The 19,198-nt window shown below is 75.6% G+C and carries 19 protein-coding genes; 6 read left to right on the top strand and 13 right to left on the bottom strand.

Annotated features, from left to right (window positions below; genetic code table 11):
• Positions 1-22: 22 nt before the first annotated feature.
• Both AB0J00_RS09055 and AB0J00_RS09050 read left to right on the top strand, forming a co-directional pair.
• A complete protein-coding gene (locus AB0J00_RS09055; protein WP_357743283.1) occupies positions 23-1,405 on the top strand; it encodes a PLP-dependent aminotransferase family protein in 1,383 nt (460 codons plus the stop codon).
• A 38-nt stretch (positions 1,406-1,443) separates the two neighbouring features.
• Complete coding sequence (locus tag AB0J00_RS09050) at positions 1,444-1,860, top strand: GNAT family N-acetyltransferase (protein ID WP_357743281.1); 417 nt, start codon at positions 1,444-1,446, stop codon at positions 1,858-1,860.
• Positions 1,861-1,864: 4 nt separating this feature from the next.
• On the opposite strand, the gene AB0J00_RS09045 is transcribed toward AB0J00_RS09050, so the two are convergent.
• Positions 1,865-2,281, bottom strand: coding sequence for a cupin domain-containing protein (locus tag AB0J00_RS09045; RefSeq protein WP_357743279.1), 417 nt, complete (start codon positions 2,279-2,281; stop codon positions 1,865-1,867).
• A gap of 92 nt (positions 2,282-2,373) precedes the next feature.
• Between AB0J00_RS09045 and AB0J00_RS09040 the strand changes: the two genes are divergently transcribed.
• Entirely contained in the window at positions 2,374-3,426 is a 1,053-nt protein-coding gene (locus AB0J00_RS09040) for a carbon-nitrogen hydrolase family protein (protein ID WP_357743277.1), read from the top strand.
• 33 nt (positions 3,427-3,459) lie between these two features.
• On the opposite strand, the gene AB0J00_RS09035 is transcribed toward AB0J00_RS09040, so the two are convergent.
• From AB0J00_RS09035 to AB0J00_RS09005, 7 genes are all read right to left on the bottom strand, one after another.
• The gene (locus tag AB0J00_RS09035) at positions 3,460-4,422 is read right to left on the bottom strand and encodes a helix-turn-helix domain-containing protein (RefSeq protein ID WP_357743275.1); all 963 of its coding nucleotides are present in this window, start codon (positions 4,420-4,422) and stop codon (positions 3,460-3,462) included.
• 58 nt (positions 4,423-4,480) lie between these two features.
• Positions 4,481-7,093 (bottom strand): bifunctional FO biosynthesis protein CofGH, encoded by a 2,613-nt coding sequence (locus AB0J00_RS09030; RefSeq protein WP_357743273.1) that lies wholly within the window; start codon positions 7,091-7,093, stop codon positions 4,481-4,483.
• A gap of 236 nt (positions 7,094-7,329) precedes the next feature.
• Entirely contained in the window at positions 7,330-8,223 is an 894-nt protein-coding gene (locus AB0J00_RS09025) for an ABC transporter permease (protein WP_357743271.1), read from the bottom strand.
• Complete coding sequence (locus tag AB0J00_RS09020; RefSeq protein ID WP_357743270.1) at positions 8,220-9,179, bottom strand: ABC transporter ATP-binding protein; 960 nt, start codon at positions 9,177-9,179, stop codon at positions 8,220-8,222. Before AB0J00_RS09020 ends, AB0J00_RS09025 begins: the two co-directional genes overlap by 4 nt.
• 2 nt (positions 9,180-9,181) lie before the next feature.
• Positions 9,182-10,267, bottom strand: coding sequence for a hypothetical protein (locus tag AB0J00_RS09015; RefSeq protein WP_357743268.1), 1,086 nt, complete (start codon positions 10,265-10,267; stop codon positions 9,182-9,184).
• Positions 10,251-10,757: a sigma-70 family RNA polymerase sigma factor gene (locus AB0J00_RS09010; RefSeq protein ID WP_357743266.1), complete on the bottom strand. Its 507-nt coding sequence runs from the start codon at positions 10,755-10,757 to the stop codon at positions 10,251-10,253. The genes AB0J00_RS09015 and AB0J00_RS09010 overlap by 17 nt, the downstream gene beginning before the upstream one ends.
• Before the next feature lie 105 nt (positions 10,758-10,862).
• The gene (locus tag AB0J00_RS09005; RefSeq protein ID WP_357743264.1) at positions 10,863-11,372 is read right to left on the bottom strand and encodes a flavin reductase family protein; all 510 of its coding nucleotides are present in this window, start codon (positions 11,370-11,372) and stop codon (positions 10,863-10,865) included.
• A 27-nt stretch (positions 11,373-11,399) separates the two neighbouring features.
• Between AB0J00_RS09005 and AB0J00_RS09000 the strand changes: the two genes are divergently transcribed.
• Both AB0J00_RS09000 and AB0J00_RS08995 read left to right on the top strand, forming a co-directional pair.
• Positions 11,400-12,821: an NAD(P)/FAD-dependent oxidoreductase gene (locus AB0J00_RS09000; protein WP_357743263.1), complete on the top strand. Its 1,422-nt coding sequence runs from the start codon at positions 11,400-11,402 to the stop codon at positions 12,819-12,821.
• A 79-nt stretch (positions 12,822-12,900) separates the two neighbouring features.
• Positions 12,901-13,833, top strand: coding sequence for an NAD(+)/NADH kinase (locus tag AB0J00_RS08995; protein ID WP_357743261.1), 933 nt, complete (start codon positions 12,901-12,903; stop codon positions 13,831-13,833).
• 80 nt (positions 13,834-13,913) lie between these two features.
• Here AB0J00_RS08995 and dhaK read toward each other — a convergent pair whose 3' ends face one another.
• The 5 genes from dhaK to AB0J00_RS08970 all read right to left on the bottom strand — a co-directional run bounded on the left by dhaK (position 13,914) and on the right by AB0J00_RS08970 (position 18,254).
• Positions 13,914-14,909, bottom strand: a complete 996-nt coding sequence (gene dhaK / locus AB0J00_RS08990; protein WP_357743259.1) for a dihydroxyacetone kinase subunit DhaK — start codon at positions 14,907-14,909, stop codon at positions 13,914-13,916.
• Positions 14,906-15,553 carry a dihydroxyacetone kinase subunit DhaL gene (gene dhaL / locus AB0J00_RS08985; RefSeq protein WP_357743257.1) on the bottom strand — a complete coding sequence of 216 codons (648 nt, stop codon included), beginning with the start codon at positions 15,551-15,553 and terminating at the stop codon, positions 14,906-14,908. Before dhaL ends, dhaK begins: the two co-directional genes overlap by 4 nt.
• A complete protein-coding gene (locus AB0J00_RS08980) occupies positions 15,550-16,368 on the bottom strand; it encodes an HAD-IA family hydrolase (protein WP_357743255.1) in 819 nt (272 codons plus the stop codon). Before AB0J00_RS08980 ends, dhaL begins: the two co-directional genes overlap by 4 nt.
• Positions 16,365-17,225: a class II fructose-bisphosphate aldolase gene (locus AB0J00_RS08975; RefSeq protein WP_357743253.1), complete on the bottom strand. Its 861-nt coding sequence runs from the start codon at positions 17,223-17,225 to the stop codon at positions 16,365-16,367. The genes AB0J00_RS08980 and AB0J00_RS08975 overlap by 4 nt, the downstream gene beginning before the upstream one ends.
• 243 nt (positions 17,226-17,468) lie before the next feature.
• Positions 17,469-18,254: a transglutaminase family protein gene (locus tag AB0J00_RS08970; protein ID WP_357743251.1), complete on the bottom strand. Its 786-nt coding sequence runs from the start codon at positions 18,252-18,254 to the stop codon at positions 17,469-17,471.
• A gap of 140 nt (positions 18,255-18,394) precedes the next feature.
• On the opposite strand from AB0J00_RS08970, the gene AB0J00_RS08965 reads away from it, so the two are divergent.
• Positions 18,395-19,081: a hypothetical protein gene (locus AB0J00_RS08965; protein ID WP_357743249.1), complete on the top strand. Its 687-nt coding sequence runs from the start codon at positions 18,395-18,397 to the stop codon at positions 19,079-19,081.
• Positions 19,082-19,198: the final 117 nt, after the last annotated feature.

The following is a 19,198-nucleotide window of genomic DNA, read 5'->3' as shown; positions in this document are numbered from 1 at the left end:
CCAAGTCGGGGACGATGGCCCGGTGCGCACCGACCGGCTCGCCGAGCTGCTGATCCCCTGGCTGGGCGAGGGGCCCGCGTACGGCGCCGTCGCCGCCGGGGTGCGGGGTCTGGCGCTGGACGGGCGGCTGCCGGTCGGCACCCGCATCCCCGCGGAGCGGCAGCTGGCGCTCGCCCTCGGGGTCAGCCGCACCACGGTGAGCGCCGCCTACGACGTGCTGCGCGCCGAGGGCTACGTGCGCAGCGCCGCCGGGGCCGGCAGCACGATCACGCTGCCGGCCTCCGCGCCGGTGCGCCCGGACACCGACCCGGGGGAGCCGGCCGTCGTCCAGGACCTCACGGTGGCCGCGCTGCCCGCACCCCGGCAGCTGCTGGCCGCGGTCGCCGCGGCGACCGCCGACCTGCCGCCGCTGCTGGCCGGGCACGGGCTGCACCCGTACGGCCTGCCGGTCCTGCGAACGGCGATCGCCTCCTTCCTGTCCGCGCGCGGGCTGCCCACCGAGCCCGACCAGGTGCTGGTGACCAGCGGGGCGCTGTCGGGCTGGAACCTGCTGCTGCAGACGGTCACCCGGCCCGGGCAGCGGGCCCTGGTCGAGCAGCCGACCTACCCGGCGGTGCTCGACGCGGTCGCCGCCCACCACCTGCGGGCGGTGGCGCTGCCGGTGGGCGCCGACGGCTGGGAGCTGCCGCCGGCCCGGGCCGACGTCGTCCACCTGACCCCCGACGGGCAGAACCCGACCGGCCTGCTGGCCGACGCCGCGCAGCGCCGGGCGCTGCTGGCCGCGCTCGACGTCCCGGTGGTCGCGGTCGACGAGACGTTCGCCGACCTGGTGCTCGAGGGCCCCCCGCCGCCGCGGCTGGCCACCCTCGACCGGCGGGTGGTCACCCTCGGCTCGATGGGCAAGGCGTTCTGGGCCGGCCTGCGGATCGGTTGGGTGCGGGCCGAGCCGGAGCTGCTGTCCCGGATCGCGCAGGTGCGCGGCACCGTCGACCTGGGCAGCCCGGTGCTCGAGCAGCTGGTGGCCGCCCGGCTGCTCGCGCAGGCCGACGTGCTGGTCGCCGAGCGGGTGGCGATGCTGCGGGCCGGGCGGGACGCGCTGCTCGACGCGCTGGCCCGGGAGCTGCCCGGTTGGCGGGTGACCAGGCCGCGTGCGGGCGCCGCCCTGTGGGTGCACCTGCCCGTGCCCGGGTCCACCCGGCTGGCCGCGCACGCGCTCGACCTGGGGCTGCGGGTGACGCCCGGGCCGCGGTTCACCGTCGACGGCACCGCCGACCGGTGGCTGCGGCTGCCGTTCACCGCCGCCGTGGACGCCGTCGGCCCGCTGGTCGGGACGCTGCGCCTGGCCTGGGAGCGCACGGTCGCCGGCACCGAGTCCCGCCGCACGCCGTCCCGCTGGACCGCCTGACGGGACGCGGCTCGCCCGACACGCGGCATGATCACCGGGTGATCCCCGAGGGCTACGAGCTGCGCGACGTCCCGCCTCCGGCCGGCGAGTACGTCGCCCTCCGGGAACGCGCCGGGCTGTCGCCGGTGACCGCGGAGCAGGCAGCCGCGGCGCTGCCGGGCAGCTGGGCCGCGGTCTCCGTGGTCCACGAGGGGACAGCGGTCGCGATGGGCCGGGTGGTCGGCGACGGCGGCTGGTGCTTCCACGTCGTCGACATGGCGGTGCTGCCCGAGCACCAGCGGCGCGGGCTGGGTGACGCGGTGCTCACCCGGCTGCTCGAGCGCATCCGTGAGGCGGCCCCGCCGGGCGCCTACGTCAGCCTGCTGGCCGATCCGCCCGGACGGCGGCTGTACGCCCGGCACGGGTTCAGCGACACCGCACCCGGCTCGCTCGGGATGGTGCGGTGGCTCGGCTGAACGGTCAGGTCAGCCCGGGCAGGTTGACCACGATCGCCTCCTGGCTGCTGCGGGCGATCACCACCACCGCCTCCTCCGCGCCGGGGTTCTCCTCGCGGTGCGGGGTGAACGGCGGCACGAACACGTAGTCGCCGGGGGAGGTCTCCAGCCGCACCTCGACGCCGTCCTCGGCGAACACGAACACCGGGTTGCCGGAGACGACGTAGATGGCGGTCTCGGAGTCACCGTGGTGGTGGTCGCCGGACGACGTCCGCGACGCGACGTGCGTCTGGCCCATCCAGACCCGCTGCGAGCCGACCGTCCGCGCCGACACGGCCTCCCGGCGGGTCATCCCCGGTGTCTGGCCGGTGTCACCGGAGAGGTCGCCGCCGCGGACGTGCCGCAGCGGCTGGTGCCAGGAGTCCGGTGCCGGGTCGGCCATGCGCCGCACGGTACGGGCACGCGCAGGTCCCGGGGCGGGGGCCGTGCACGGATGTCCAAGTGCCCGCGGCCGCCGCTCCCTAGCGTGCCGGCATGGCGAACACCTCATCGATCGTGAAGGTCGCGGCAGTGCACGCCGCGGCACCGTTCCTGGACCTGCAGGCCGGCGTCGCGAAGGCGTGCGAGTTCATCCGCGAGGCCGGCCGGGCCGGCGCGAAGCTCGTCGCGTTCCCCGAGACGTTCCTCCCCGGGTACCCCTACTGGATCTGGTCGCACACGACCAAGTACGCGGCGCCGTTCTTCGCCGAGCTGTACGCCAACGCCGTCGAGCTGCCCAGCGACGCCTCCCGCGCGCTCGGCCAGGCGGCCCGCGACGCCGGCACCTGGGTGGTCATGGGGCTGAACGAGAAGGAGGGCGGGACGCTCTACAACACCCAGGCCTGGTTCTCGCCCACCGGCGAGCTCGTCGCCCGGCACCGCAAGCTGCACCCCACCAACGCCGAGCGGACCGTCTGGGGCCGCGGCGACGGCCGCGACGTGTTCGTCGTCGACACCGGCTTCGCCCGGGCCGGCGGGCTGATCTGCTTCGAGCACAGCATGGACCTCAACCGGTACGCGCTGGCCGCGCTGGGCGAGCAGGTCCACGTGGCCGCGTGGCCGGCGATCAGCGCCACCCACGCCGACCCGAACGCCGGCAACTTCGACCACTACTCGCAGACCCTGTCGGCCGCGCACGCCATCTGCGCGCAGACCTACGTCATCGTCGTCCAGGGCCGGATCAGCGAGGAGATCGTCGAGCGGCTCGGCGTCCCCGAGGGCCCGGACGCGCCAACCGTGGGCGGCGGCATGACCGGGTTCATCGGCCCGGACGGCCGCTGGCTCGCCGAGCCGCACCGGGACGACGAGGCGATCGTCTATGCCGAGCTGGACCTGGGCGTGATCGCGTTCGCCAAGTACTTCGCCGACGGCGCCGGCCACTACGCGCGGCCCGACGTCTTCCGCTTCGGCGTGGACCGCACCCCGCAGGAGCCGTTCACCACCCAGCGGGTGTCGGCGGTCGAGGGCGTGCTGACGGTGGAGGAGAAGCGGCAGCCCGAGGGCGACGAGCCGGCCGCGGTCGTGCTCTCGGTCGCCGGCCGGGACTGATCGCCCCGCCGTCCCGAGGCCCGGTCCCGGGCCTCAGGACGGCGGCGCCCCGCGGCGGTACGCGGCCGGCGGCACCCCGTAGGCCGCCCGGAACAGCCGGCTGAAGTGCGCCGGGTCGGGCAGCCCGCACTCGACCGCGACGTCGGCGACCGGGCGGTCCCGGGCGTCGGGCGCGGTCAGCAGGTCGCGGGCGCGCTCCAGCCGCAGCGTGCGGATGTACCGGGCGACCGGGCCGACCTCGGCGTCGAGCAGGGCGTAGAGGTAGCGGCGGGAGACGCCCAGGACGGCGGCGACCCGGTCCGGGTCGAGCTCCGGGTCGGCCAGCCGCTCGCCGATGAGCTCCTTCGCGCGGGCGCGCAGCGCGCCGGCGTCCCGCGGGCCGGTCAGCCGGACCGGCTCCGCCGCGCGGACCAGCCGGGCGACCGCCGCCAGCACCTGCTCGGTCGGCACCCCGGCGCCGCCGTCCGGCGCCGCCCGGACCAGCTGCCGGCGCACGGCGGGCAGCTCGTCGCCGGTCAGCCGGGTGGCCGCCACCCGGGCGACCGCGTCGCGGCCGGCGTCCAGCGCGTCGTGCGGGAGCAGGACGACGAGCAGCCCGAACGGCACGTCGCTGCTGACGCCGTACTCCTCGGAGGTGTCGTAGACGGTGACGTCGCCCGGGCCCAGGGCCACCCGGCGGCCGTGCTGGGTGACCGCCGACCGGCCGTGCAGCCCGACCGCCACCTTGTAGTGGCCCGCGCCGGGGCCGCCGGCCAGCGTGCTGCCGCGCACCGCGGTGTGCGGGGTCGCCGACAGCCGGCACACGCTGACGCCGCCGGTCGACCGGGCCGCGATCACGCCCACGATCGACCGGCCCGCGGCGCTGATCCGCATGGGTACCAGGAACCGGGCGGTCGCCCGCTCCCAGAGGTCCAGCCGGACCGGCGGGGCCACCCGGCGCGAGTCGAACGCAGCCGGGCCGAACGCAGCCGGCGCGGGACGGCGGTCCGGGGTCACCCCGACGACGGTAGCCAGCGGAGTGCCAAGGAGCGGGATCGGCGCCCTGGCACTCCGCTCAGACCAGCCTGAGGGTCAGGGCGCGGCGGCCCTCCTCCGATCGTGCCGTGGCCATCCGCTCGGGGGAAGGAATGCCGTAGTCGGTGGTGCGCTGGCGGGCCGGCCGGCCGATCGCGGCGGCCATCGCCTCGAGCTCGGCGATGGTCTTCAGCGACCCGTTGCCCGACCCGGCCATCCGGCTGATCGTCTCCTCCATCAGCGTGCCGCCCAGGTCGTTGGCGCCGCCGTCCAGCATCGCCTGGGTGCCGGTGTCGCCGAGCTTCACCCACGAGGTCTGGATGTTGTCGATCCGGCCGTGCAGCAGCAGCCGGGCCACGGCGTGCACCGCCCGGTTCTCCCGGTTCGTCGGGCCCGGCCGGGCCACGCCGGCCAGGTAGATCGGCGCGTTGTGGTGCACGAACGGCAGCAGCACGAACTCGCGGAAGCCGCCGGTCCGGTCCTGCAGCGCGGCGAGCGTGCGCAGGTGCGCGACCCAGTGGGCGGGGGTGTCGACGTGGCCGTACATCATCGTCGAGGTCGTCGGCAGGCCCACCTCGTGCGCCGTCCCGACGATCTCCAGCCAGGTGGCGCTGGGCAGCTTGCCCTTCGTGAGCACCCAGCGGACGTCGTCGTCGAGGATCTCCGCCGCCGTGCCGGGCAGGCTGTCGACACCGGCCTCCTTCGCCGCGGTCAGGAAGTCGCGGAAGCTGAGGCCCGTCCGGGCCGCGCCGTTGACGACCTCCATTGGCGAGAACGCGTGCAGGTGGATGTCCGGACGACGCGACTTCACCTCCTGCGCCAGGTCGAAGTACGCGGTGCCGGGCAGGTCGGGGTGGATGCCGCCCTGCATGCAGATCTCGGTCGCCCCGCCGGCCCACGCCTCGTCGACCCGGTCGCCGACCTGCTGCATCGACAGCGTGTAGGCGTCGGCGTCGGTGCGCCGCTGGGCGAACGCGCAGAACCGGCAGCCGGTGTAGCAGACGTTGGTGAAGTTGATGTTCCGGTTCACCACGTAGGTGACCGGGTCGCCGTTGACCTGCCGGCGGTAGCCGTCGGCGAGCGCCGCGAGCGCCGCCAGGTCCTCGCCGTCGGCGCCCAGCAGCGCGAGGTACTCGGCGTCGGAGAGCCCGGCCGGGTCGGCCTCGGCGTGCCGCAGCGCGGCCCGCACCTCCGGGTCGCCGGTGGCCAGCGCGGTCGACCGGCCGTCGCGGGCGCCGGTGGTCGCCTCGCGCAGCTCCGCCCAGTCGCCGTAGACGGCGTCGAAGTCGCTGCGCCGGTCGCCGGTGCGCCCGACGGTGTCGACCTCCACGTGCAGGTCGACCCGACCGGTCCCCGTCCCGCGCACGGTCCAGGCCTCGTCCGGCTCCTGCCAGGGCAGGCCGACCGGCAGGCGGCCCTCGACGGCCAGCCCGTCGTCGCCGGCAAGCGCGGACACGTGCGGGCGCACCCGCGGGTCGAGCCACGGCTCGGGCTGGGTGACGTACGGCGGCTGGGCGGCCAGCCGCTCGCGCAGGGTGAACCCGGCGTCGGCGGTGAGCTGGGCCAGCTTGTCGATGTTCGGCCAGGGCCGCTCGGGGTTGACGTGGTCGGGGGTCAGCGGGCTGACACCGCCCCAGTCGTCGACGCCGGCGCGCAGCAGCAGCCCCAGCTCGGTGGTGTCCGACAGGTTCGGCGGCGCCTGGACGCGCATCTTCGGGCCCAGCAGCAGCCGGCTCACCGCCACCGCGGCGACGTACTCCTGCAGCCCCAGGTCGTCGTGCGCGGCCATCGCCGTCCGGGGCTTGGCCCGGAAGTTCTGGACGATGACCTCCTGCACGTGCTGGTGCCGGCGCGCCGACGCCCGGATCTGCATGATCGCGTCGACCCGCTCGGCGTAGTCCTCGCCGATGCCCAGCAGCACGCCGGTGGTGAACGGGACGGCGGAGCGGCCGGCGTCCTCGAGCATCCGCAGCCGGACGGCGGGCTCCTTGTCGGGGCTGCCGAAGTGCGGGCCGCCCTTCTCCGACCAGAGCCGGGTGGCCGTCGTCTCCAGCATCATCCCCATCGAGGCGGCGACCGGCTTGAGCCGCTGGACCTCCTCCCACGACAGCACGCCGGGGTTGAGGTGCGGCAGCAGCCCGGTCTCCTCCAGCACCCGGATCGCCATCGCCCGCAGGTAGCCCAGCGTCGAGTCGAAGCCGTGCGCCTCCAGCCACTCGGCGGCGACCGGCCAGCGGTCCTCGGGGCGGTCGCCGAGGGTGAACAGCGCCTCCTTGCAGCCGAGCGCGGCGCCGGCGCGGGCGATGTCGAGCACCTCGTCCGGCGACAGGAACGGGGCCTTGCCCTCGGCGCGCAGCTGGCCGGGCGTGGTCACGAACGTGCAGTAGTGGCAGCGGTCGCGGCACAGGTGGGTGAGCGGGATGAAGACCTTGCGGCTGTAGGTGACCACCCCGGGGCGGCCCGCCGAGGCGAGGCCGGCGTCGCGGACCCGGCCGGCGGCGGTGAGCAGCCGGTCGAGGGGCTCGCCCTCGCCGAGGCCGCGGGCGTGCAGCAGCGTCTCGGCCTCGGTGGCGTCCAGGGAGACGCCGCGTTCGGCGCGGACCAGGGCGCGGTTGACGGCGGAGGCGGTCGGGGCGGGCAGGGCGGTGCTCATCGACGACGACGCTAGTCGCGCCGGATGACGACCGCGTTCCGCGCCCGGGTCGACCCGCGTCCGGCGGGGTCGAGCCGCGTGCGCACGCGGGTCGACCCTCCCCGGACCGGCTCGACCCGGACGGCGACCGGGTTGACCCGGGTGGGCCGACGTGGAGCCGCGCCGTGACACGGCTCAGCTGCAGGTGCCGAGGGTTGAGCCGGACGGCGACCGGGTCGACCCGGAGGCGCTGGCCCTCAGACGTCGCGGCGGGTGAACGACAGTGCGGCGAGCCCGCCGACCATCAACACCCACACGGCGACCCAGACCAGGTACACCGCGCTCAGCGACGTGGTGCTGAGGAACGGGAACGCCTCGCCGCCCTCGCCGATCTGGGTGAGCGCGCCGGGGTCCTGGAAGGCGTGCATCGCGCCACGCCACAGCCCGTCGGTGGGCAGCAGCATCCGCGAGACGGTGCCCACCCGGGTCACGCTCTCGTTGTCGATCGCGTCGCCGACGCCGCCCACCACGCCCGCGACCCAGGTGGCGCCGAACAGCCCGACGGCGACGATGCCCGACGCCATCGGGGAGATCACGGTCGACAGCAGCAGGCCCAGGGTGAGCAGCACGGTGGTCTGCGCGGCGAGCAGCAGCAGCCCGACGACCGGGTCGGGCGGCCAGTAGCCGACGGTCGCCCGGACGACGGCGAACTGGGCGAGCCCGGCGAGCACGACGAACACGCTGCCGAACACGACCAGCCCGAGCCACTTGCCCAGCAGCACCGTCGCGCGGCGCACCGGCCGGGCCAGCAGCGACAGCGCCATGCCCGACTCCACCTCGCCGGCGAGCGTCGGCCCGGCGAGGAACGCGGTGCCCAGCGCCGCGATCAGGCTGTAGCCGAACATCACCAGGTTGAGCACCTGGGAGGCGACCAGCTTGGCCTCCCCGCTGGTGAGGGTGCCGGCGTCGGTCTCGACCCCGGCCAGCTTCGCGAAGCCCCACGCCGACAGGCCCAGCAGCACGACGGTGAGCCCGGCCAGGGCCCGCAGCACCTTCCGCCGGCCGGCCTCGCGCAGGGTCAGCGCGGCCATGGTCAGCACCACGCCCGGCGACCGGCTGCCGGTGGCCCCGTCCGCGGCGACGGCGCTCATGCCTGGTCCTCGTGCCGCAGCACGCTCAGCAACTTCTCCTCCAGGGTGATCCGGGCGGGCTCCACGGCGTGCACCCGCACCCCGAGCGCCACCAGGTCGGCGACCAGGTCGGGCACCGACGTCCCGTCGTCCTCGGCGGGCAGGGCGACGGTCAGCCACTCGCCGTCCCGGCCGACCGCGCCGGTGGCCGCGAGCCGGCTCTCGGCGGCGGCGGTCAGCCCGCCCAGGCGCAGCCGCAGCTCGCGCCGGCCGAGCAGCTCGGCGAGCGTGCCGGCGGCGGCGACCTGGCCGCGGTCGAGCACCACCACCCGGTCGCAGACCCGCTCGACCTCACCGATCAGGTGCGAGTTGAGCAGCACGGCGACCCCGTCGGCCTTGAGCGCGAGCACGATGTCGCGGACGTCGGCCCGGCCCAGCGGGTCCAGCGCGCTGGTCGGCTCGTCCAGGACGACGAGCTCCGGCCGGGCCACCAGCGCGACCGCCAGGCCCAGCCGCTGCTGCATGCCCTTGGAGAAGCCGCCCACCCGGTCACCGGCCCGCTCGCCGAGCCCCACCAGCGCCAGCCGGTCCCGCTGCTCGGCCTCACCGACCCGCACCCCGGCCAGCCGGACGTGCAGCGCGAGCACCTCGGCGGCGGTCAGCCAGGGCTGGTACCGGAACAGCTCGGGCAGGTAGCCGACCCGCTGCCGGGAGCGGGGGTCGGTGCCCGGGCGGCCCAGCAGCATCACCTCACCGGCGTCCGGCCGGACCAGCCCGAGCAGCATCTTGATCACGCTGGTCTTGCCGGCGCCGTTGGGGCCGAGCAGGCCGACCACCTCGCCGCGACCGACGGTGAACCCGACCCCGTCGACCGCGGTCCGCTTCCCGTACCGCTTGCGCAGGCCGGAGCACCAGACCGCCGGCGACGGCGGCAGCCCGGCGAGCAGCTCCTCGGGGGTGGCGGCGGTGGTGGACACGGTCAGCGCAGGTCCCGGGCGACGGCGAGCACCTCGTCCTCGCTGAGGCTGCCGCCGACCGCGGTGACGACGCCGTCGGCGACCCACACGACGCCGGTCACGCTGCCGTCGCGGGTGGCGACGACGGTCGCGGAGTGGCCGTCGACCTCGGTGGTCGAGGTGGTCGCCAGGTCCGCGGGCACCGGCAGCGGCAGCGTGGTGCCGTCGGCGGTGAACCCGCGCAGCTGGGCGGCGAGGTCCGCGGGCAGCCCCGGCAGCGACAGCAGGTAGTCGCGGGCGGTGTCGAACGGGACGCCGTCGGAGAACGCGGTCGGCGCGGTGACCCGGGCGACGACCAGCGCGGGGGCACCGCTCGCGCCGCCGCGCCAGGTCTGGGCGACACCGGGGCCCGCGGTCAGCCGGAACGTGCTGCCGTCCAGCCCGGCCGGCACCGGCGGGGCACCCGCACCGGCCGCGGTGGCCGCCTTCGCCGCGGAGAAGGTGAACTCGGCGACGACCTGGTCGCCCACGGAGTACTCCGGGTCGCCGGTCACGCCACCGGGCAGCGCGCGGACCTGGGGCAGGTCGAGACCGGCGGCGTCCTCGGCGGCGGCCGCGGACCCGACGGTGCGGACGTCGGGCTCGCTGAGCACCCGGAGGTCGCCGTAGGCGGACAGGTCCGGCAGGGCCACCAGGTCGGCGGTCCGCACCTGCACCGGCGCGACCTGCTCGGTGCGGAAGACCGGCAGCCAGTCGGCGGCCGCCGCGACCCCGGCACCGCCGAGGACGACGGCCGCGCCGACGGCGGCCGCCAGCGGTGCGCGGACCCGGCGGCGCCGCGCCCGGGGGGCGGCGGCGGGGGCCGGGGCGGTCGAGGTGCGCAGCCGCGCCCACGCCCGGTCGACGTCGGGGGAGACGTCGGTGGCCGTGACGTCGGTGGTCAGGGCGGTGGCGACCGCGCGGGCGTCGTCCTGGGCGGCAGCGACGCCGGCCAGGCAGACCGGGCAGTCGGCGACGTGGGCCCGGTCGGCGTCGGCCACCCCGGCCGGGTCGTCGACCAGCCGGCGCAGGGTGCCCTCGGTGGGGTGGCGGTCAGTTCCGAACAGCATCGGTGCTCAGCTCCTTGCGCAGGGCGGACTCGGCGCGGCGGACGGTGGTGCCGACGCTGCCGGGGGAGAGGTCGAGGGCGGCGGCCACGTCGGCGTAGCTCAGGCCGCTGTGCCGGAGCACCAGCGCGACCGCCTGCTTGCGGGGGAGTCGGGACAGCGCCGCCCGCACGCGGCGGCGCTCCTCGCGGGTGACGACGTCGTCGGCGACGTCGGGGGTGACCGGGTCGGGATCGGTGACCGCCTGCTCCCGGGCCGTGCGGCGGCGGCCGGACCGGAGGTGGTTGAGCGCGGTGTGCGCCGCGGCCACCGACAGCCACTGCGGCGCCTCGTCGGCCGGCACGGTGGTGCGCCCGAAGGCGAGGAAGACCTCCTGGGCGACGTCCTCGGCCTCGTCGCGGGAGCCGAGCACCCGGGCGGCGACGGCGACCACCCGCGGGTAGCCGGCGCGGAACACCTGCTCGAGGTCGGGCCGGACGGCGTCCCCGCTCACCACCGCCCTCCCGCCGGCGGTGGTGCGCACTGCGGGGATCCGTACCTGCCCGACGACGTCCACACCCCTACAGCACCGCCGGCGCCGCGGATGTGACACACGGGTTCAGATCCGGCGCAGCGGTGCACCCGCCGCGTCGGTGAACCGACCGCGCAGCCGCACCAGCGGGTCGCCGTCGGCGAGCACCGGCACGTCCTCGACCTGCAGCAGCACCAGGACGTGGTCGCCGGCCTCGACCACCGCGTGCACCGTGCAGTCCAGCGCGGCCGGCGCGCCGTCGAGCAGGATCGCGCCGCTGACGGCGCCCCGCTGCCAGGGGACCGACTCCAGCAGGTGCCGCGCGCTGGGCCGGCCGGCGGAGGCGAACCGGCTGGCCAGGATCGCCTGCCCGGCGCCGAGCACCGAGATCCCGCACGAGCCGATCGCCTGGAGCACCTCGGCCGGGTAGCCGTCGGCGGCCAGGCCCACCGCCACCAGCGGCGGGTCGGCGGACACGCTCACGAACGAGGTCACCGTCGTCCCGACGTCGTCGATGTCGTCCCGCACGGTCAGCAGCACGACCCCGGCGGCGTACTGGCGCAGCGCGGCGGCGAAGGAGGCGGCATCGACGGGCACGGGGGTCAGTCGACCACAATGCGCGGCATGGCCTCTGAGGAGAAGAGCTGGGACGTCGTCGTCATCGGTGCGGGCTCGACCGGTGAGAACGTCGCCGACATCGCCGTCCGCGGCGGGCTGTCGACGGTGCTGGTCGAGAGCGCGCTGGTCGGTGGGGAGTGCTCCTACTGGGCGTGCATGCCGTCGAAGACGCTGCTGCGCGGCAGCGAGGTGCTCGGCCAGGCCCGCGCCGTGCAGGGCGCGGCGGCCGCGGTCACCGGGCAGCAGGACGTCGCCGCCACCCTCGAGCGCCGCAACGGCATGACCCACCACTGGGACGACTCCAGCCAGGTGCAGTGGGTCGACGGCGCCGGCATCGGGCTGGTCCGCGGCCGCGCCCGGCTGGCGGGGGAGAAGCGGGTCGTCGTCACCCTCCCCGACGGCAGCGAGCAGACGCTGGTCGCGCGGCACGCGGTGGCGGTCTGCACCGGCTCGCGGGCCGCCGTCCCGCCGGTCGAGGGGCTGACCGACGTCCGCCCGTGGACGCCGAAGGAGGCCACCAGCGCGCAGGCCGCACCCGGCCGGCTGCTGGTCGTCGGCGGCGGCTACGTCGGCTGCGAGCTGGCCACGGCGTGGGCGCAGCTGGGCACGACGGTCACCCTGCTGCAGCGCGGTGACCGGCTGCTGCCGGCGCTGGAGCCGGTCGCCGGCGACACGGTGCTCGCGTCGCTCAAGGAGCTCGGGGTCGACGTGCGGCTCGGGGTCGACGTGCAGGCCGCGCGCCGGGACGGCGACGAGGTGGTGCTCACCGTCGACGAGGCGGAGCTGCGCGGCGACCAGGTGCTGGTCGCGACCGGCCGGGCGGCGAACACCGAGGAGCTGGGCCTGGACACCGTCGGCCTGACCCCGGGCGAGTACCTGGACGTCGACGAGTCGATGCGGGTGCCGGGCACCGACTGGCTGTACGGCGTGGGTGACGTCAACGCCCGGCGCCAGCTCACCCACATGGGCAAGTACCAGGCGCGCCAGGCGGGCAACGCGATCGTCGCCCGGGCCCGCGGCGAGCAGGTCGACCTCGGCGACTGGTCGCCGTTCGTCGCCACCGCCGACCGGCTGGCCACGCCCAGCGTGGTGTTCACCGACCCGCCCATCGGCGCCGTCGGCATGACCGCCGCGGAGGCGGCCGAGGCCGGCCTGCCGCACCGGGTCGTGGAGTACGAGATCGGCAACGTCGCCGGCGCGGCGGTGTTCGCCGACGGCTACTCCGGGACGGCGGTCGCCGTGGTCGACACCGAGCGGGAGGTGCTGCTCGGCCTGACGTTCGTCGGCCCGGGCGTGACCGAGCTGCTGCACTCGGCGACGATCGCGATCGTCGGCGAGGTGCCGCTGAGCCGGCTGTGGCACGCCGTCCCGTCCTACCCGACGATCAGCGAGGTCTGGCTGCGGCTGCTGGAGACCTACCGCGGCTGACCCGGTGCTGACACCGTTCCCGGCCATGGCGCAGGATCCGGGTGTGGGTGCGACGACGCAGACCGGCCGGGGCTGACCGGTGCGCAACTCCAGCCGGATCGGGCTGGTCCTGCACCCCTCGCGGGACTGCTCCGGCGCGGCCGGTCAGGTCGCCGCCTGGACGTCCGCGCACGGCGTCGACCTGGTCGCGGCCGCCGAGGACGTGGCCCGGCTCGGGCTGCGCGGCGTCCGCCCGGTGGACGTCGAGGAGCTGTCCGCCGGTTCCGACGCGATCATCGCCCTGGGCGGTGACGGCACCCTGCTCGGTGCGATGCGGCTGGTCTGGCGGCAGCCGGTGCCGGTGCTCGGGGTGAACTTCGGCCGGCTCGGCTTCCTCGCCGAGGTGGAGGGGCAGGAGCTGGACTCCGCGCTCACCGCGCTCGCCGAGGGCCGCTCGACGGTCGAGCCGCGCAGCTGCCTGGTGGTCACCGGCGCGGTCGAGGAGACGGTCGCCTTCAACGACGTGGTGCTCGCCCGGGTGCCCGGCGAGGGCATGGTGGACGCCACCATGGCGGTGGCCGGGCGGCGCTACGGGCACTACCGCAGCGACGCGCTCATCGTGGCCACGCCGATGGGCTCGACGGCCTACAACTACGCGGCCGGCGGGCCGGTCATGTCACCCGGTGCGGCCGGCGTGCTCGTGACGCCGTCCGCACCGCTCAACGGCATCGACCGCACCGTGGTGCTCGGCCCGGGCGAGCCGCTGCGGCTGGAGATCCCGCCCAACGGCGGCCGGCCGGCGCTCGAGGTCGACGGGCTGGTGCGCGGGCGGCTGGGTCCCGGCGACGAGCTGCACGTCACCAGCCGCGCGGACGCCGGGCTGCTGGTCCGCCTCGACGGCTCGGTGGCCGCCGACCGCAGCCGGGTCAAGCTCTCGCTGCTCGACCTGCCGGTGCTGCCGGAGGAGCTCGTCGAGCTGGTGCCCGAGGAGCTGCGCCGCCGCTCACCCGGCGGCGCCTCCGAACCCTCCTGACCCGCTCCCGGCGCCGAAACCGGGCGCACTTTCGGCGCCGAGAGCGGGGGCAGTTTCGGCGCCGAAAGCGGGGGACGACGCTAGAAGACGCGGACGGCGACCTCGGCGGGGGCGGCGAGCAGGCGCTCCAGCTCGTCGTCCAGGCGGGTGAGGGTGAGCGAGGCGCCGGCCATGTCCAGCGACGTGCAGTACTCGCCGACGTAGCTGCGGCCCACCGTGATGCCCCGCTCGGCCAGCTGCTGGTGCGCCCGCCGGTAGAGGATGTACAGCTCGCTGATCGGCGTGCCGCCCAGGCCGTTGACCATCAGCGCGACCCGGTCGCCGGACGCGTAGGGCAGGTCGGTGACGACCGACTCGAGGAGGTCGTCGACGATCTCGTCGGCGCGGGCCAGCGCCCGCCGCTCGCGGCCGGGCTCGCCGTGGATGCCGACGCCGACCTCCATCTCGTCGGGACCCAGCTCGAACAGCGGCGACCCCTTCGCCGGCGGGGTGCAGGCGGTGAGCGCGACGCCCATCGTGCGGGTCACCTCGTTGACGTGCCGGCCGATCCGCACCAGCTCGTCGAGCTCGGCGCCCTGCTCGGCGGCCGCACCGACCGCCTTCATGACGAAGAAGTTCCCGGCCACGCCGCGGCGGCCGACCGTGTACGTGGAGTCCTTGACCGCGACGTCGTCGTCGATGGTGAGCACCTGCACCTTGATGCCCTCGGCCTCGGCCATCTCGCGGCCCATGTCGAAGGCCATCCGGTCGCCGGTGTAGTTGTTCACCAGCAGCAGCACGCCCTTGGGGGAGGCCAGCAGCTTCGCCGTCTCGTAGACGTAGTCCATCGGGGGCGCGGCGAACACGTCGCCGGGGCAGGCGCCGTCCAGCATGCCGCGGCCGACCACCATCACGTGCGCCGGCTCGTGCCCCGAGCCGGAGCCCTGGACGATCGACACCTTGTCCTCGCGCGGCGCGTCGGCGCGCATGATCAGGTTGTACTCGGGGACGTAGCGGAGCGTGTCGGGGTTCGCCAGCGCGATCCCCTCCAGCATCTCCGGCACGTAGTCCTTGGGGTCGTTGACGAACTTCTTCATGACGACGCTCCCTGTGTCTGCCAGGCCCTGCTGACCCGATCGGTGATCACGGCCACCGCCGTCGCGCCGGCGTCGACCGAGCCCCTGCTGCGCTCGCCGGTGTAGGCGGCGCGCCCCCGCTTGGCGACCAGCCCGGCCGTCGCCTCGGCGGCCTCGCGGGCCGTGCCGGCCGCCGCGGTGAGCGCCGTCCCGGCGTCCGCGCCGCCCTGCAGCTCCTGCTCCAGCCGGTCGGTGAACGGCACCAGCGCGTCCAGCAGCGTCTTGTCGCCGAGCTCCGCCTGCCCGCGGGCGGCGATGCCCTCGGCGGCGGCGCGCAGCATGGCCACCACCCGCGCGCCGTCGAGGTCGGCGGTGTCGCCGGCCGTGGCGCCGGCCCGCAGGAACGCCGTGCCCCACAGCGGGCCCGAGGTGCCGCCGATCCGCGAGCTGATCACGATGCCGGCCTTCTTGAGGAAGGTGCCGGGGTCGGTGCGGTCCAGGGCGTCCCAGCCCTCGAGCAGCTTCTCGAAGCCGCGGGCCAGCGAGTAGCCGAAGTCGCCGTCGCCGACGACGGAGTCCAGCTCGCCGAAGTACTGCTCGTTCTCGACGGCGGTCTCCGCGACCGTCCGGACGACGAGCTCCACCCGCTCCTGTGCCGCGCTCATCCGGGCCCTCCTCCAGCTGGTTCCTGCACGGGTCCGCGGTCCGGCGCCGCCAGGCACGCGCGGAGGTCGTCGAGGGTGACGAGCGGGCCGGGGTCCACGCCGCCGCGGTCGGCCAGCACCTCGATCGGCGGCCGGCCGGGGTCGCCGAGCTCGGAGACGACCAGCACCGCCTCGCCGAAGTCCTCGTCGCGGGTGTAGCCGTTGACGGTGACCAGGCAGCGCAGCCCGGCGCGGGTGGCGGCGAGCAGCCCGTTGCGGGAGTCCTCGACGACGAGCGTGTCCGCCGGGTCGAGCCCCAGCTGCTCGACGGCGAGCCGGTAGATCGCCGGGTCGGGCTTCTTCGCCGGCACCACGTCGCCGGCGAACAGCGGCACCCGGGCGGCCGTCTCCGGGCCGACCGCGTGCTCCAGCACCGCGCGCACCGACTCCTCCGCCGACGTCGAGGCGACCGCGACCGTCCAGCCGGCGTCCAGCGCACCGCCGATCACCCGGGCGATCCCCGGCCGGGTCGGGATCGCGCCGGCGGCCACCAGCTCGGTGAACCGCGCCGTCTTGTACCGGTGCCACTCGGCGAGCAGCTGGGTACGCGCGTCCGCGTCGTCGGGGACGCCGGCCGCGCGCACGACGTCCGGATCGGCGAACAGGCTGGCCATCCGCTCCTTGCCGCCACCGATCCGCAGCTTCTCCGCGTAGTCGTCCTCGCTCCAGCGCACCGGCAGCCCGACGTGCTCGAAGGTCTGGTTGAACGCCGGCAGGTGGCCGTGCCGCTCGGTGTCGGCGAGGACGCCGTCGCAGTCGAACACGAGCGCCGTCACCAGGCACGTCCCGAGCCGCCGAAGAGCCGGATGTGCTGCCGGGCCATCTCCACCACGGCCGCCCGCTGGGCGCGGAACAGGCTCGGGGGGTCCCACTTGTCCTTGGCGCGGGCCTCCTCCAGGTGCTCGAGGCCCGACTTGAGGTAGGCCTCCTTGAGCGCGGTGGAGATGTTGACCTTGGCGCAGCCGCGGGCGATGAGGTCGGTGAACTGCTCGTCGGACAGCCCCGTGCCGCCGTGCAGCGCCATCGGCACGCCGGTGGCCTCGACCAGGTCCGACACCCGCTGGGCGTCCAGCTGCGGCGCCGCCTTGTACTGGCCGTGCGCGTTGCCGATGGCCGGGGCGAAGCAGTCCACGCCGGTCTGCCGGATGAAGTCGACGGCGACGTCGAGGCTCTGCCGGGCCGAGGCCTCGTCGGAGCCGACGCCGTCCTCGACGCCCTGGATGCCCTCGATCTCGCCCTCGACGTGCGCGCCGACCCGCCGGGCCTCGGCGACCACCTCCTGGGTCTGCCGCAGGTTCTCGGCCACGTCGAGCTCGTGCGCGTCGAACAGCACCGAGTTCCAGCCGCCGGCAAGGCAGTCGCTGATCACCGACCGCTCGGGGCAGTGGTCCAGGTGCAGGGTCACCGGCACCGGCACGTCGCGCACGAGTGCGGCGAAGATGCCGAACAGCTGGTCGCGCCCGTACTGCCGGACCGTCTTCACCGAGGTCTGCAGGATGACCGGCGCCTGCTCCTCGACCGCGGCGGCGAGCACCGCCTCGATGCTGAGGTCGTTGACGACGTTGAACGCCCCGACGCCGTAGCGGTCCGCGAGCGCCCGGTCGAGCAGCTCCTTCATCGGGACGACGGGCACCCGGACCTCCTCGGTCTGCTGCCGCGGACGCCGGTGCTCCTCCGGCCTCTCCTCGGCGAGCCGGAAGGTATGACCTGGGTCACTGCGCGGGTCCGGTCACCGCCGTCCCGCCCGCTGCCCCCGGCGCTCCGGCACGAAGCGTCACCTCACCGCCACCCGCCGTCCCCCCGGTTTCTCGCGAGGAACCGGCCCGAGTTCGAGCGAGAAACCGGCCCGAGTTCGAGCGGGGGACCGGAGGAGGGGTCAGGGGAGGGGGAAGGGGGTGTCGTCAGGGGCGGGGAGGGCGCCGTCGACGGTGGCGGTGACGGTCATCGAGCTGAACTGCGCCCGGCCCCCGAACAGCGACAGGAACGCGGTGTCGGCGGCGTCCCGGCCGGAGCAGATCCGGGCCAGCGACGACGTGGGTGCCAGCCGGGTCGCGTCGACCGTCCGCCACTCGCCGTCGACGTCGGCCTCGACGACGGCGTGGAAGTCCATCGGCGAGAGCCCCGGCGCGTAGACGGCGACCAGCCGGGCCGGCACCTCCAGCGCCCGCAGCAGGGTGATCGTCAGGTGCGCGTAGTCGCGGCAGACGCCCTGCCCGAGCAGCAGGGTGTCGACGGCGGTGTCGACCGGCCGGCTCGCGCCGGCGGTGTAGACGAGCCGGTCGTGCACCCAGGCGGCCACGCCCGCGACCAGCTCGGCCCGCGGCAGCGAGCGGTCGAACTCGGTGGTCGCGTAGCCCTCCAGCTGGTCCGAGGGGCAGTACCGGCTGGGCCGGACGAACTCCGCCCAGTCCGCGGGCGTGACCGGCTGCGGCGCACCCCCGGTCGCTAGGTGCCCGCGGTACTCCACGGTGGTCTCGCCGGCGGGCAGCTGCAGCCGGTGCACCCGCGCGCCGGGGACGGCGATCTCCTCCGGCTCGACCGGCACGCCGTCGGTGCGGACGACGAGCTGCTCCCCGGCCGGGGCGGCGAGGGCGACCTGCAGCAGCGCGGTCGCCGGCACGGGGGAGGTGAGGGCCAGCGTGCTGGCGACGTCGATGCGCATGGCCGCAGATGGTGACGGGTCCGCGTTACGGGCTCGTTCCGGGCGCGGTCCGGAGATCGGTCGAGAAAGGAGTGAACCGATCCGGTCGTGCACGACGAACCCCGGTCGACAGCACATCCGCACAGCGACTGGGAGTTCCGATGAGCATCCGCACCGCCGCCGCCCGCACCACCCTCGCCGCCGCGCTGGCCGTCAGCGCCGGACTGGGCCTGGCCGCCTGCGGCAGCAGCGACGACAACGGGGTGGCCCCGGCCGCCGCGACCTCCAGCACCAGCCGCCCGGACCCGGTCGCCACCGTGCCGGCCGTCACGGGCGGCAGCACCGCGGTCGCGCTGGACGCCGGCTTCACCGACGCCCTCACCAGCCTGGGCCTCACCCCGGGCACGGTCGGCACCGCGACGCTGACCGGCGGGTCGATCAGCTTCCCGATCACCGGCGGCACGGTCACCGTGTACGACAAGGCCAGCGGCTACCGCCCCTGGGTGCAGGGCGTGCTCTTCCACGAGGGCAGCGGCCTGAGCCTGACGGCGGGCGGCACCACCGTCGAGCTGAGCGACTTCACCATCGACCCGGGCAAGCCGGCGCGGCTGTTCGGCAACGTGACCGTCAACGGTCAGCTCGCCGCGCCCAGCGCCCCGCTGTTCGACCTCAACGGCAAGGACCTGGGCGCCCCGACCCAGGACGCGAACGGCAACACCGTCCTGCAGGGCACCCAGGTGAAGATCTCGCCGGAGGCCGCTGCGCTGCTGGACTCGACGTTCAAGACCGACGCGGTCAAGGGCGGCCTGCTGGTGGGCACCTCGACGATCAGCGTCCAGACCAAGTGACCTGATCCGCCGGACACGCGAACGGCCGGTCCCCCGCGGGGGGACCGGCCGTTAGCGTAGGGGGTGGGTCAGTCCAGGTGGCCGGCGGGCGGACGGGGGGACCGGGCCGACGCCCGC

The sequence above is a fragment of the Modestobacter sp. NPDC049651 genome (assembly GCF_040659695.1).
Classification (GTDB): domain Bacteria; phylum Actinomycetota; class Actinomycetes; order Mycobacteriales; family Geodermatophilaceae; genus Modestobacter.
Note: the sequence above shows the minus strand (reverse complement) of the source record. Positions and strands in the feature narration are given on the sequence as shown.